This window comes from Tardiphaga alba (genome assembly GCF_018279705.1).
Taxonomy (GTDB): Bacteria; Pseudomonadota; Alphaproteobacteria; order Rhizobiales; family Xanthobacteraceae; genus Tardiphaga; species Tardiphaga alba.
Map to the genome: position 1 here is coordinate 4,639,450 of NZ_CP036498.1, position 13,731 is coordinate 4,653,180.

Annotated in this window: 11 protein-coding genes; 7 read left to right on the top strand and 4 right to left on the bottom strand. The window is 62.6% G+C overall.

Annotation, left to right across the window (positions count from 1 at the left end):
• From RPMA_RS22170 to RPMA_RS22180, 3 genes are all read right to left on the bottom strand, one after another.
• The gene (locus RPMA_RS22170) at window positions 1-1,464 is read right to left on the bottom strand and encodes a sensor domain-containing diguanylate cyclase (protein ID WP_211909809.1); all 1,464 of its coding nucleotides are present in this window, start codon (window positions 1,462-1,464) and stop codon (window positions 1-3) included.
• Window positions 1,465-1,564: 100 nt separating this feature from the next.
• Complete coding sequence (locus RPMA_RS22175; protein ID WP_211909810.1) at window positions 1,565-2,260, bottom strand: glutathione S-transferase family protein; 696 nt, start codon at window positions 2,258-2,260, stop codon at window positions 1,565-1,567.
• Between the two features lie 119 nt (window positions 2,261-2,379).
• Window positions 2,380-3,090 carry a glutathione binding-like protein gene (locus RPMA_RS22180; protein WP_211909811.1) on the bottom strand — a complete coding sequence of 237 codons (711 nt, stop codon included), beginning with the start codon at window positions 3,088-3,090 and terminating at the stop codon, window positions 2,380-2,382.
• Between the two features lie 248 nt (window positions 3,091-3,338).
• Here RPMA_RS22180 and RPMA_RS22185 point away from each other — a divergent pair, with 248 nt between their 5' ends.
• Window positions 3,339-5,852, top strand: coding sequence for a GAF domain-containing hybrid sensor histidine kinase/response regulator (locus tag RPMA_RS22185; protein WP_211909812.1), 2,514 nt, complete (start codon window positions 3,339-3,341; stop codon window positions 5,850-5,852).
• A 61-nt stretch (window positions 5,853-5,913) separates the two neighbouring features.
• On the opposite strand, the gene RPMA_RS22190 is transcribed toward RPMA_RS22185, so the two are convergent.
• A complete protein-coding gene (locus tag RPMA_RS22190) occupies window positions 5,914-6,687 on the bottom strand; it encodes a DUF4394 domain-containing protein (RefSeq protein ID WP_211909813.1) in 774 nt (257 codons plus the stop codon).
• Between the two features lie 168 nt (window positions 6,688-6,855).
• On the opposite strand from RPMA_RS22190, the gene RPMA_RS22195 reads away from it, so the two are divergent.
• The 6 genes from RPMA_RS22195 (at window position 6,856) to uvrB (ending at window position 13,668) form a co-directional block, all read left to right on the top strand.
• Window positions 6,856-7,437, top strand: a complete 582-nt coding sequence (locus RPMA_RS22195) for a sigma-70 family RNA polymerase sigma factor (protein ID WP_211909814.1) — start codon at window positions 6,856-6,858, stop codon at window positions 7,435-7,437.
• Window positions 7,434-8,198, top strand: a complete 765-nt coding sequence (locus RPMA_RS22200; RefSeq protein ID WP_211909815.1) for an anti-sigma factor — start codon at window positions 7,434-7,436, stop codon at window positions 8,196-8,198. The genes RPMA_RS22195 and RPMA_RS22200 overlap by 4 nt, the downstream gene beginning before the upstream one ends.
• Window positions 8,199-8,338: 140 nt before the next feature.
• On the top strand, window positions 8,339-9,382 hold the full coding sequence (locus RPMA_RS22205; protein WP_211909816.1) for a hypothetical protein: 1,044 nt from the start codon (window positions 8,339-8,341) through the stop codon (window positions 9,380-9,382).
• Window positions 9,383-9,570: 188 nt separating this feature from the next.
• Window positions 9,571-9,948 (top strand): MbcA/ParS/Xre antitoxin family protein, encoded by a 378-nt coding sequence (locus RPMA_RS22210; RefSeq protein ID WP_211909817.1) that lies wholly within the window; start codon window positions 9,571-9,573, stop codon window positions 9,946-9,948.
• 12 nt (window positions 9,949-9,960) lie between these two features.
• On the top strand, window positions 9,961-10,680 hold the full coding sequence (locus tag RPMA_RS22215; RefSeq protein ID WP_211909818.1) for an RES family NAD+ phosphorylase: 720 nt from the start codon (window positions 9,961-9,963) through the stop codon (window positions 10,678-10,680).
• Window positions 10,681-10,743: 63 nt separating this feature from the next.
• Complete coding sequence (gene uvrB, locus RPMA_RS22220; protein WP_211909819.1) at window positions 10,744-13,668, top strand: excinuclease ABC subunit UvrB; 2,925 nt, start codon at window positions 10,744-10,746, stop codon at window positions 13,666-13,668.
• Window positions 13,669-13,731 lie beyond the last annotated feature (63 nt).

The following is a 13,731-nucleotide window of genomic DNA, read 5'->3' on the forward strand; positions in this document are numbered from 1 at the left end:
TCAGATCGTTCGGGCGTTGCGCCGGTCGCGCTCGGGCTGCGCATAGAAGCCGCGCTTCTGATCCAGCATCTGCAAGTCGGCCCGCTTGACCACGGATTCCAGCCGCTCGCCGAGCTGCGCGGTCGCAATGCCCGTCGACATCGAGAGTTCGAGGTCGGGGTAGTATTGATTGTTGACCTCGATAAGCCCGGCCAATGATGCAAGCACCGTTTCGCCGCCTGCCGCATCGGTGCCCGGCAACAGCACGGCAAACTCGTCGCCGCCGATCCGCGACACCGTGGCGGGCTTGTCTACCAGCGATTCGAACACTTCACCCGCCCGGCGCAGCAATCCGTCGCCGGCGGCGTGACCGAGTTCGTCATTGGCGCGCTTCAATCCGTTGAGATCGGCCATGATCACGGTGACGGTCTGCTGCCCCCGGCGCTCCAGCCGGTTGAGCTCGTCGGCAAAGAAGGCCCGGTTATAGGCGCGCGTCAGCACATCATGGGTGCCGAGGAATTCCAGATAGGCTTCGGCCTTCTTGCGCGCCGTGATGTCGGTGAGCGCGACCTGGACCTGCGACCAGTCCCGCTCATGGCCCGGCAGAATCGAGAATTGCAGCAACAGATGCAGCTTGGTGCCGTCCAGCGCATAGTTCACCACTTCGCGCTGCTGGAACAGTTTTCCGTCCCACAGATCGATCAGCTGTTCGCGGAAATTCGGCTCCATCTCGTCGCGGAATACATCGGACAATTGCCGGAGCAGTGTGTCCTTGTCTGGTGCTGCGAACAGTTCGAGCGTGCGCGTATTGACGTCGAGCACGCGGATTTCGCTCATGCAACGCAGCACGAAATCCGGATGGACATCGGTGAAGACGCGCATGTCCTCGATGCCACGCGCGCGGGCATCGTCGACCAGACGCTTGACGCCGCTGAAATCTTCCACCCACAGCGACACCGGCGAATGCGCAAACAGGCCGAAGGCATAGTTTTCGCTCTGGGCCAGGCGCCGGCGCGCACTCTCGCGCTCGGTGACGTCCTCGATGGCGATCATCACGCGATCCCAGGTATCCTCGTGGCCGGGCAGGATCTGGCCATGCAGCTGCACATCGAGACGATCGCCTTTCAGCGTGTAGTTGACGGTGTGGCTCGAAAACGTGGTCTTGCCGCTCCAGAGCTGCGCCAGTTCGGAGACGTGGCTCTTGAACGTATCGTCGCGCATCACGAGGCCGAGGCTGACGATGAGATGGTTCAGGTCGCGCGCACCGAACAGCGACAGTGTCTTGCGATTGACCTTGAGAACCTTGATGTGCTGCGAGCACTGCCGCACGCGCTCGGGATTGGCGAGCAGGAAGGTCTCGATATCGTCGACGCCCTGCGCCTGCCATTGATCGAACAGGGCCTTCACCGCGCTGAAGTCTTCGATCCACAGCGATACCGGCGCGAGATCGAACATCGTGTCATCATTGGCGAGTGAAGTCGGCATAGGGGCCCTGTCAGTCGAAGTACGTGAGTCGTCGAGGTGACCCATTATAGGGCTACCGTCGAGAATATCCCCCGGATTTCAACAGTGCTGGAACCCGAGGCTAGACGGCGTATCCCGCCGATTTTCGCGCCATGCCGTCAAATGCATCAAGCAACCGCTCGCGCCACGCATAAACGGGATCATCAGGTGCCAGCAGTTGAAATTCGGAGATCGCTCGCGCCCACTGGAACGGCCCGAACACGATGTAATCCGCATAATTGGGCTGGTCGCCGCCCAGAAATGGCTGGGTCTTCAAGGTCAGGCGCATTGGATCGAGGGACTTGCGGAACCCGGCCACGCCCTGGTCGCGACCGGCCGAGACCTCTTCCAGTGTCTTCTTGAAACGCGCTTCCCGGCTCTCGCGGAAATAGACCTGATCCGCGGGACGCAGATGGCCGTGAATGTCGGCGACGATGAACGGAAACATGCCCGCGAGCACGACCGTATCACCCCACCAGTTCAGCATCCGCCCCATCGCACGGCCGCCCGCACCGCCGAACAGCGACGGACGATCCGGATAAGTGTCTTCGAGATAATTGGCGATGGTCCAGGAATCGCTGACGGCGCGCTCACCGTCGAGCAGCACCGGCACCTTTTCCGACTTGTGCTGGAGGATCGCGTCCTTCTCGGTGAAGCGCCACGGAATGGATGTCGCTTGCAGCCCCTTATGGGCGAGCGCCATCCGCGTCCGCCAGCAAAACGGACTGAAGGGACGGTCCGCATCGGTGCCGACGAGTTCGTAGAGTTGCAGCGCCATTTTTATTTTCCTCCCAACTTTCAGCCGTCATTGCGAGCCCGTTTGGGCGAAGAATCCAGGTCTTCCTTCGTGCGGCTCTGGATTGCTTCGTCGCAACGGCTCCTCGCAATGACGGAAATTCAGTCCTTCACCACACGCGCCGTCTGCCCGAACAGGATCTTGCGCTCCTCATCGGTGCGGATCGGTGGCTGGCCGAAATTCGGATTGACCTCTTTCGCGACAGCATAAGCGCGCTGCACGGCAGGTCGCTCGGCGATCTTCTCGAGCCAGCGTTTGAGATGCGGGAAATCGTTGATGTCCTGGCCCTGGTTCTTGTAGGGCACGATCCACGGATAGCTCGCCATGTCGGCAATGGAATAATCGCCGGCGATATAATCGCGATCGGAGAGGCGCTTGTTCAGCACGCCATAGAGCCGGTTGGTCTCGTTGACATAGCGATCGATGGCGTAGGTGATCTTCTCCTGCGCGTAATTGCGGAAGTGATGGTTCTGCCCGGCCATCGGCCCGAGCCCGCCCATCTGCCAGAACACCCATTGCATGGCGTCGTAGCGCGCATGCAGATCCGCGGAGAGAAACTGGCCGGTCTTCTCGGCGAGATAAACCAGCATCGCACCGGATTCGAAAATCGACACCGGCTTGCTGCCGTCCTTCGGCGCGTGATCGACCATCGCCGGAATGCGGTTGTTCGGTGCGATGGCAAGAAAGTCCGGCTTGAACTGCTCGCCCTTGGCGATATTCACCGGGATCACCTTGTAGGGCAGCCCGGTCTCTTCCAGGAAGATCGTGATCTTGTGGCCGTTCGGCGTGCTCCAGTAATGGAGATCGATCATGCGGAGTTCCTGCTCATGATGCGGTTTTGCATCCGTGGGAATGCGGACGCGCAAGTTCGCAAGAACACAAGATACAAGTCAATCGCGCGGCTGCCACCCTGTGCAGGGCCGCCCTGCAACGAGCGAATGCCGCACGATGGCCCGCGCGGCATTAGGTTTTCAGCTATCCCAAGTTCGGCTAAGGTCGCCACTTTGACGGTTGGGCGCAGCGCGCAGCCCGGCCGCGAAATCGGAGTCATAGCAAGTAAATGTCTCTCCTCCTGGAGCCGAACTTCGACCGCAACAGAGTTCGGCCTGCCTTTCTGACCGGCGGGGGCATCTGTGCCGATCTCATTGCCGCAAAAGACTGGGCGACGACACCGCTGGGAGCGATGGGCGGTTGGCCGCAGTGCCTGAAAAACGCAACTGCACTGCTGCTGCGGTCGCAGGTTCCCATCGTAATGCTGTGGGGCGACGAAGGCGTCATGCTGTACAATGATGCCTATTCAGGTTTCGCGGGAGGGCGCCATCCTGACCTTCTCGGCTCCAATGTGCGCGAAGGCTGGCCCGAAGTCGCCGACTTCAACGACAATGTCATGACCGTCTGCCTGGCTGGCGATACGCTGCATTACCGCGATCATGAACTGACGCTCCATCGCAATGGCACACCGGAACGGGTGTGGATGGACCTCGACTATTCCCCGGTGCTCGATGAGGCCGGCCAGCCCGCAGGGGTCATTTGCATCCTCGCCGAAACCACCGAGCGCGTGGCGGCGGACCGGCGGTCGGCATTCCTGTCGTCGCTGTCGGATGAACTTCGGGCACTGACCACGCCGGCAGATATCATGAGCCTGACTGCCGATCGTATCGGTCGATGGCTCGGAGCCAGCCGGGTGTTCTATGCGGAAATCGCCAGCGGTCGAATGACCGTCGAGCGTGACTTCACGCACGGCGTGTCCTCGATCGTCGGCGAACATTCCCTCGAAGCCTTCGGCCCAGACCTTCTGGCCGCATACAAGGTCGGAACGCCGGTGGTGGTCCGCAACGTCCGGACGGACGATCGGCTGAGCCCGGAAGCCAGTGCCGGATTGAGTTCGCGGGAAGTCGGCGCTTTCGTGGATGTGGTTCTGTTCGAAGAGGCGCAATGGGTCGGGCTTCTGGCGGTGCAGAATGCAACCCCTCGGGTGTGGACCGCGTCTGAGGAAACGCTCGTCCAGGAGGTTGGCGAGCGCGTCAAAATCGCGGTCGAGCGGGCGCGTGCGGAGCGCGATCGCCTGTGGGATCTATCCCAGGATCTGCTCGCCCGGGCCGATTATGTTGGCATGATGTCGGCGGTGAATCCGGCCTGGACACAGGCGTTGGGCTGGAGCGAGAACGAGCTCCTGACGCGTGGTTACGCAACCTTCATGCATCCCGACGACGAGCCTCCGACGATCGAGGCGATCGCGCGCATGGCAGAGACGCGCCAGCCGACGCGCTTCGAAAACCGCATCGCGACCAAAGACGGGGCCTGGAAACACATCGAATGGACTGTCGCTCCCGAACCCGACAGCAACAACTTTGTGGCCGTCGGGCGTGATCTTAGCGAAGCCAAGGCGCGCGAGGCAGACCTGCAGGCAGCACAGGAAGCCCTGCGCCAGAGTCAGAAGATGGAGGCGGTCGGCCAACTCACGGGCGGCATCGCGCACGACTTCAATAACATGCTGACGGGCGTCATCGGTGGCCTCGATCTGATCCAGCGCAACATCGCGGCCGGCAGAATGGATCGCGTCCAAAAATATATCGACGCTGCCAGCACGTCCGCCCAGCGGGCCGCGGGGCTTACGTCGCGCCTGCTCGCCTTCGGTCGCAGGCAATCGCTGGATCTGAAGGTGACCGATGTCAACGCCCTCGTCACCAGCATGGAAGACCTTCTTCATCGCACGCTCGGGGAGCAGATCGCGCTCGAATCTCATCTCGCAGATGATCTTTGGGCTGCCTCGACCGATGCCAATCAGCTTGAAAGCGCGCTGCTCAATCTTTGCATCAACGCGCGAGACGCCATGCCGAACGGCGGCAAACTCACCGTCGAAACCGACAACGCCGAATTGGATGACAGCTACGCGCGCGATTATCCCGAACTCCAGGCCGGCCAATATGTGATCCTGAGCGTCACCGATACCGGAAGCGGCATGTCGACATCGACGATCGAAAAGGTGTTCGAACCGTTTTTTACGACCAAGCCGGTCGGTCAGGGCACCGGTCTCGGCCTCTCGATGATCTATGGTTTTGCACGCCAGTCGGGCGGCCATATCCGGATTTACAGCGAGCTCGGGCAGGGCACGACGGTCAAGCTCTTCCTGCCGCGCTTCGAGGGCGAGATTCAAACCGACGTCGCGCCTGCGATCGCGATACCGCGCGGCGCAGGCGAGACCGTCATGATCGTCGAAGATGATGCTTCGGTCCGCCTGATCGTGACGGAAGTGCTCAACGAACTCGGCTACGGCGCGATTGAAGCCATAGATGCGTCAACGGCGATCCCGATCCTTCAGTCCAGCCGACAGGTCGATCTTCTTGTGACAGACGTCGGCCTGCCCGGCCTTAATGGGCGACAATTGGCGGAAATCGCGCGGCAATCCCGGCCACATCTCAAGATTCTTTTCATCACCGGTTATGCGCAGAATGCGGCCGTGCGCTCCGGCTTCCTTGATCCCGGCATGGAGATGATGACCAAGCCGTTCGCGATCGATGCCCTGGCAACGAAAATTCGCGACATTCTTGGAGCTGATCCTCGGGAGATCTAGGTCACTCGATATTGCGGCCCGGACGGTGGGAGATGCGGACGCATCTCCCACCTCAGTGGGCTTACATGCCCATGATCGCGATATCCGTCACCTTGCCGGTGACGCCCGAAATCTTCGCCGCTTCGGTCGCCTTGCCGGTGGCGAGATCGACGGAATACAGCGTGTCGCCCGACATCAGCCAGGCCTCGTTCTTGACGCCATCCGACCAGATATCGAATGCAGCAGCGGTCGGCTTGATGCCGAGCTTGCCGACGGCACCGAGGATGCCGTCATTCGGCGGCGCCTGCTTGACCAGCGCGCCGATGGTGCCGTCGATATTGAACAGCGTGGTTTCCTTGGTGCCCTTCACCGAATTGGTATAGGCGCCGGCGACGACATTCGGCTTCTCGCCCTTGTGCATATCGGTCTCGGCATATTTGTGATCGCCGTCCTTGGTGACCTTGCCGTCATCCACATTGGCGCGCAGGCTCATGCCGTCCGAGCCCATCACGCGGAGACGATCGGCGACCGGATTGAAATCGACGGTGGCCGTGACGCCCTTGGCCAGCATGGTGTCGAGCTTCGACTTCACCGTCGCCTTGCCGTCCTTGGCGATGGTCACCACCGTGCCGTCGTCGACCAGGCCATAGAGCATGCCATCGGCCGGGCGGACATCGATGCCCACCAGTGCGCCGGAAATACCGGTGACCTTCACGGACCCCGTGGCTTTCTTCTGCGCGGTATCGACCATGGCGATGGTGTCGCCCCCGACGAGGGCGGCCACCTGCGCGGCATTGGCGGCGGCGGACGTCATCAACAGAGCGGCGGAAGCGGCGAAAAGCGTGCGAAATGACATGGTGAGTTCCCTGTGTTTCCGCGATCCCGGCGGGACCGATACAAGGACTACCGGCGCCAACCAGCAAACGGATGCACCGCTCTGAAAATAATTTTTCGGGATTTCTCGAAATGCGGTGCATCCAAATGCCGCACGGCCACGGTAGTGTGACTATGCCAGAGCATGAACATGACCGGGAATGCCACCATCACCGACGCGCCGCACGACGATGCACCGAGCGACGCGATCGCGCGCGAAGCGCAACTCGCAGCCGCGCTGGCGCGCTGCGCCGCAGGCGACCATGCTGCGCTCAAAATGATCTATGCCAGCGAAGCGCCAAAAATGATCGGCGTGGCCCGGCGCATTCTGTTCCGGCAGGATCTGGCGGAAGAAGCCGTGCACGATGCCTTCGTGCGGATCTGGCGCAGCGCCGCCTCTTTCGATCCGCATCGCGGCTCCGCCCGCGGCTGGCTCTATGCGGTGGTGCGCAACCGCGCGCTCAGCATTCATCGCAACGAACACCGCTATGACGCCTCCGACGACAGCGCCTTCGATATCGACTGCGAGGCGACCATGACGCAGATGCCGGAGACATCCGCGCTGCGCCAATGCCTCGAGCGCATCGACCGGCCGCGCCGCGACGTGGTGGTGCTGGCCTATGTGCACGGCATGAGCCACGGCGAACTCGCCGGCAAACTGAAAGTGCCGCTCGGCACCGTGAAGAGCTGGATCCGCCGCAGCCTGTTCTCGCTGCAGGAGTGCATGGGATGAGCATGCACGACAACACCGCGCGGCCCGACGACGATCTCGCCGCCGATTATGTGATGGGCCTGCTGGAAGGCGCCGAGCTCGCGACGGCCGAGCAGCGCATGACCACCGACCTGACCTTCGCGAAGGCTGTGAATGTCTGGCGCGAACGCCTGGCCGATCTCGACGCCACCGCCGAAGCGCTCGCGCCGAGCGCCGGCCTGTGGGACCGCATCGCCGACTCCACCAAAGTGAAGCCGGCGATCCCGCTGCCCGGCGCACGCGCAGCGCTGGGCGGCGCCACGCTGTGGCACAATATCCGCTTCTGGCGCGGCGCCGGCATCGGCAGCGCCTGCGCCGCGCTGCTGCTCGCCGTGATCCTGATCGGCGCCCTCGGCACCTCGCGGCAGCTCCGCAACGAGCTGATCGCGCTGGCGCAGAGCAAGCCGGTCTATGTCGCCGTACTCGTGAACGACACGACCAACGAGGCCGGCGCCATCGTCAACGCCTTCTCCAACGGCCGCGTCGAACTGATCCCGCTGCGCGCCATCGATGTCCCCGCCGGCCGCACGCTGCAAGTCTGGACGCTGTGGGATCGCACGATCGGTCCGAAGTCCATCGGCCTCACCGGCCAATCGCGCACCCTGCAGCTCGACCTCAATGCGCTGCCGGAGACCGTGGCCGACCAGCTGTTCGAGATCACCCTCGAACCCGAAGGCGGCTCGCCCATCGGCCGGCCGACCGGACCGATCCTGTTCAAGGGGACCACGGCAAGGGCGCTGTAAAACATTCGGGATTGAACGCTTCGACTTCAAGTTCCGACATAGGACATGACGTCCGATGGCGGCGCTCGCGCGCCTGCCGTCGTCCCTGTCATTGCACTCGATCGCGCTTTGACGCCTGATAGCGCACGCAGAGAACCTAGATGCGATACTCGACCGACGACCTGCGCGCGGCTGTGACGGCTGGCGTGCTTCCGGCCACCCAGCTTGACGCCTTGCTCGCATTCCTTGGCGCGCGCGCGCCCGAACCAGCTGCGACAACGCCGAAATTCGATCTCGTCCATCTGCTCTGGTATGCGGGCGCACTGGTCGTCATCAGCGCTATGGGCCTGTTCTCGACGTTGGCCTTCTCGCAGATGGGCGGACAGGCGCTGACCGCCACGGCGCTGGTCTATGCGCTGCTGTTCGCGACCGCCGGGCACTATATCTGGACCGTCAAAAATCTACGCACGCCGGGCGGGCTGCTGATCGCCGTGGCCGTGGCGATGATGCCGCTCGCCGTGTTCGGCATCCAGGATGCCTATGGTGCCTGGACGCAATTCGACCGGCCGAAGGCGATGCGTGACTTCTATTACTGGATCAAGGGCAGCTTCGTCTTCATGGAGCTCGCGACCATCACGGCCGGCATCGTGGCCCTGCGCTTCTATCGCTTCCCCTTCATCGTCTTCATCATCGGCGTGGCGCTGTGGTTCCTGTCGATGGATGTGGTGCCTTGGATCACGGGCCACGCCTATGGCAATTGGGAGATCTCGCGCAAGGTCTCGATCTGGTTCGGCCTCGCCATGCTGATAGCCGGCGTCATCGTCAATCTGCGCCAGCGCAGCGGCGACTTCGCCTTCTGGCTCTATCTGTTCGGCATGCTGGCCCTTTGGGGCGCCATCACCTTCACATCCGGCGGCACCAATCTGCAGAAAGCGCTGTATTGCGCCATGAATGTCGGCTTCCTGATCGTTGCCGCCTCGCTGTCACGGCCGGTCTTTGCGGTGTTCGGCACCGTGGGCGTCGCCATCTATCTCGGCGACCTCGCCGAAAAAGTGTTCAAGGATTCGATGCTGTTCCCGTTCGCGCTCTCGCTGATCGGCATCGGCATCATCGCCCTCGGCCTGTATTACCATCGCCACCGCCCGGCGATCAGCGCCTGGGTCGATGCGCGGGTGCCAGACGCGGTGCGACGGCTGCGGGCTTGATGGCGTCTCGCCCTCAATGCGCTACCGGAGACCGTGGCCGCCCCCCAAGGCGGCTCGCTGATCGGCCGACGATCGGGCCGATCCAGTTCAAGGGGACAACGGCACAGGCACGATGAGGCCGCCACCCTTGCAAATCGCCGTCATCATTCTTATGATTGAAAATTATGCATTTCAATCTAAGGAACGAGATGGATAGCGCCGAACTCCGACGCCCGCAGGACGAATGCCGCGTTCTCACTGAAGCGGTGAGCCAGGTTGCGTTGCTGTGGAAGTTGACCAACGACCAGCTCGGCGCGATTCTCGGGCTTTCTCCGGCAACGGCCTCCCGACTGCGGTCCGGCGCATTCACGCTGGAGCCCACCAGCAAGCCGTTCGAACTCGGCCAGTATCTGGTCCGCCTTTTCCGCAGCCTCGATGCGGTGATGGGCAGCAACGATGTGGGCTCGATGGCCTGGCTGCGCACCGCCAATCTCGATCTCGGTGGCCGTCCAATCGATCTGATCCGCACCATTCGAGGGCTGAGCGACGTCACCGACTATGTCGATGATTTCCGCGCGCATGTGTAGTCGCAGAGCGTGATGGTCCCGAAAGCCAGGCACTTCACCACCTATGAGAAAACCGTATGGCGCATGGTCGAAGCGCAGCATCGTATCTCGACCAATCGACTCGTCGCAGATGCCGATGATCAGGCCCTGCTCGAACGCCTGGTCGATCAAGCCAAGCCACCACTACCAGCCACGGCGCGTCATTTGCACTATCTGCTCGCGACGCCATTCCGCTACGGCTACGCTAAGTCATCACGGTTTCGCCGCGCGCGCGAACGGCCGGGCATTTTCTATGCATCGGAAGACATCGCGACGTCGGTTGCAGAGACCGCCTATTGGCGCCTCCTGTTCTTCTCCCGCTCGCCGGATTTCAAACCGCCCAGCAACACGGTCAAGCATTCGGCCTTCACCGTTCCACTCAAGATCGAACGCGCGCTCGACCTGACCGCAAAGCCCTTTGTGGCTCACACCACGACATGGATGCATCCAACCGACTACACCGCATGTCAGGATTTCGCCACGCAGGCGCGGCGCATCGATGCGCAACTAATCCGCTACGCCTCCGTTCGCGCCCCGGATCATCGCGCCAATCTCGCACTGCTCGATCCCAGCGGTTTCGCGCGAACCACGCCGACCATCGAACAGACCTGGCACTTCCGTTTCGAGGCCGGCACGATGACGGCCTATGCGGCCATGCCGTCAGATCAGCGCTATCGCTATTCGATGGAACAATTCGGGATTTCCGCGAGCTGACCGCATCGCATTGGAAGCCGACAGGCCCTTTCACCGTCACGAGACTCGCCCCATATTCCGGCCATGGCGAAGAAACCCGACACTCCGAAAACGTCCGCAAAATCAACGAAGACGCCCAAAGCCAAGCCCGGTGCTGGCCGTCCCGAGGTGAAGCCGATCGGGCCGGCGCTCGCGGAACTGCTGAATCCCGCCATCAATCGCGGCGATGCCGGCATGGGTTCGGGCACTGGTCTGCAGCCGCCGCCGAGCAATTCCTTCGAGCGCCGCTCCGGCGGCGAAGCGGCGATCCACCGCGCGCGAAAATCGACGCCGAAGAAGTTCGAGGGCGATGAGGGCATGCGCCCGACGCCGCTGCAGCCCTTCCCGCAGCCGGTGGTCGCGCCCTATGCGCCGCGGCTGAGCGAGCAGAACGGTTTGGAGGAAGCGCCGCAGGCCAATTACGGCACATCGGCGGCGATCCCGACGCTGGATCCGGAACTCGCCAAACAGCTCGGCTTCACCACCGAGGAGGAAGATGCCGAGGCGCTGACGGCGCGCCCGCCGCGCAACAAGATGGAAGCGCTCGGCGTACAGGCCACCGCCGATGCGCTGGAAGCGCTGATCCGCGACGGCCGCCCGGAATTCCGCAAGCAGGATGGCCGCGACCATGTCTGGACGCCGCATCGCCCGCCACGCCCGGACAAGTCCGAAGGCGGCGTGCGCTTCGAACTGAAATCCGCCTATGAGCCGAAGGGCGACCAGCCCACCGCCATCAAGGAATTGGTGGAAGGTATCGATCGCAACGACCGCACCCAGGTGCTGCTCGGCGTCACCGGCTCCGGCAAGACCTACACCATGGCCAAGGTGATCGAGGCGACGCAGCGCCCGGCGATCATCCTCGCGCCGAACAAGACGCTCGCCGCGCAGCTCTATGGCGAGTTCAAGAACTTCTTCCCCGACAATGCCGTCGAGTATTTCGTCTCCTACTACGATTACTACCAGCCAGAAGCCTACGTCCCCCGCACCGACACCTATATCGAGAAGGATTCGTCGATCAACGAACAGATCGACCGCATGCGCCACTCGGCGACGCGTGCGCTGCTGGAGCGCGACGACGTCATCATCGTCGCCTCGGTGTCCTGCATCTATGGTATCGGCTCGGTCGAGACCTATACGGCGATGACCTTTGCGCTGAAGAAGAACGAGCGCATCGACCAGCGCCAGCTGATCGCCGATCTCGTCGCCTTGCAATACAAGCGCACGCAACACGACTTTACGCGCGGCACCTTCCGGGTGCGCGGCGACGTCATCGACATCTTCCCGGCCCACTATGAAGACCGGGCCTGGCGCGTGAACCTGTTCGGCGACACCGTCGAGAGCATCGAGGAATTCGACCCGCTTACCGGCCACAAGCAGGACGAACTCGAATTCGTGAAAATCTACGCGAATTCGCACTACGTGACGCCGCGGCCGACGCTGATCCAGGCGATGAAGTCCATCAAGGACGAACTCAAATGGCGGCTGGAACAGCTGCACAATCAGGGCCGCCTGCTCGAAGCCCAGCGCCTCGAACAGCGCACCACTTTCGATCTCGAAATGATGGAAGCCACCGGCTCCTGCGCCGGCATTGAAAACTATTCGCGTTATCTCACCGGCCGCCGGCCGGGCGAGCCACCGCCGACTTTGTTCGAATATGTCCCCGACAATGCGCTGGTTTTCGCCGACGAGAGCCATGTCACCGTGCCGCAGATCGGCGGCATGTTCAAAGGCGACTTCCGGCGCAAGGCGACGCTGGCGGAATATGGTTTCCGCCTGCCGTCCTGCATGGACAATCGCCCGCTGCGTTTTGAAGAGTGGGACATGATGCGCCCACAGACCGTGGCGGTGTCGGCGACGCCGTCGGGCTGGGAGCTGCAGGAAAGCGGCGGCGTGTTCGCCGAGCAGGTCATCCGCCCCACCGGCCTGATCGATCCGCCCGTGGATATCCGCCCTGCCCGCACGCAGGTGGACGATCTCCTCGGCGAAGTCCGCGCCACCGCGGCGGCGGGCTATCGCTCGCTGATCACCGTGCTGACAAAACGCATGGCGGAAGACCTCACCGAATTCCTGCACGAACAGGGCATTCGCGTGCGCTATATGCACAGCGACATCGACACCATCGAGCGCATCGAGATCATCCGGGATCTCCGCCTCGGCGCCTTCGATGCGCTGGTCGGCATCAACCTGCTGCGCGAAGGTCTCGACATTCCCGAATGCGCGCTGGTCGCCATTCTCGATGCCGACAAGGAAGGCTTTTTGCGTTCCGAAACCTCGCTGATCCAGACCATCGGCCGCGCCGCGCGTAACGTCGATGGCCGCGTGATCCTCTATGCCGATCAGGTCACCGGCTCGATGGAGCGCGCGATGGCCGAAACCACGCGCCGCCGCGAGAAGCAGGTCGAGTATAATGTCGCCAACAACATCACGCCGGAAAGCGTGAAAAAATCCATCGGCGACATTCTCGGCTCCGTCTATGAAGGCGATCGCGTGCTGGTCGATATCGGTGCCGGCGGCATCGCCGACGACGCCATCGCCATCGGCCATAATTTCGAGGCGGTGCTGGCCGATCTCGAAGTGCGGATGCGCGAGGCTGCGGCCGACCTGAATTTCGAGGAAGCCGCCCGCCTGCGCGACGAAGTAAAACGCCTGCGCGCCACCGAGCTTGCCGTCGTTGACGACCCCACCATCAAGCAGCGCGGCGTCGCGGCGCGCGGCGGTGCCTACAAGGGCGAAAAGAAATACGGCAACGCCGCCAACCTCCCGGCGCAGCTCGACAAGGCCGCGCAAGGCAAGGCGCGCGGCAAATTCGCCAGCAAGGCGCGCAAGCCGACGCTGGACGAAATGGGCCCGGGCATGGAGAGCAAAATTTTTCAGCCGACCAATTCGCGGGAGTCGGGGCCGGAATTCGGACCGGCGCCACGATCGAGCGCTGGCGCACCGGGGCGACGGGGTGGGTGGAAGAAGAAGTGAGCTTAAACCGTCATTGCGAGGAGCGCAGCGACGAAGCAATCCAGAAGGCCGCGCGTGCTGCAG

Excerpts from the sequence above, each read along its gene's own strand:
- RPMA_RS22170 (WP_211909809.1), bottom strand. The coding sequence starts at position 1,464 with ATGCCGACTTCACTCGCCAATGATGACACGATGTTCGATCTCGCGCCG.
- RPMA_RS22175 (WP_211909810.1), bottom strand. The coding sequence starts at position 2,260 with ATGGCGCTGCAACTCTACGAACTCGTCGGCACCGATGCGGACCGTCCC.
- RPMA_RS22180 (WP_211909811.1), bottom strand. The coding sequence starts at position 3,090 with ATGATCGATCTCCATTACTGGAGCACGCCGAACGGCCACAAGATCACG.
- RPMA_RS22185 (WP_211909812.1), top strand. The coding sequence starts at position 3,339 with ATGTCTCTCCTCCTGGAGCCGAACTTCGACCGCAACAGAGTTCGGCCT.
- RPMA_RS22190 (WP_211909813.1), bottom strand. The coding sequence starts at position 6,687 with ATGTCATTTCGCACGCTTTTCGCCGCTTCCGCCGCTCTGTTGATGACG.
- RPMA_RS22195 (WP_211909814.1), top strand. The coding sequence starts at position 6,856 with ATGACCGGGAATGCCACCATCACCGACGCGCCGCACGACGATGCACCG.
- RPMA_RS22200 (WP_211909815.1), top strand. The coding sequence starts at position 7,434 with ATGAGCATGCACGACAACACCGCGCGGCCCGACGACGATCTCGCCGCC.
- RPMA_RS22205 (WP_211909816.1), top strand. The coding sequence starts at position 8,339 with ATGCGATACTCGACCGACGACCTGCGCGCGGCTGTGACGGCTGGCGTG.
- RPMA_RS22210 (WP_211909817.1), top strand. The coding sequence starts at position 9,571 with ATGGATAGCGCCGAACTCCGACGCCCGCAGGACGAATGCCGCGTTCTC.
- RPMA_RS22215 (WP_211909818.1), top strand. The coding sequence starts at position 9,961 with ATGGTCCCGAAAGCCAGGCACTTCACCACCTATGAGAAAACCGTATGG.
- uvrB (WP_211909819.1), top strand. The coding sequence starts at position 10,744 with ATGGCGAAGAAACCCGACACTCCGAAAACGTCCGCAAAATCAACGAAG.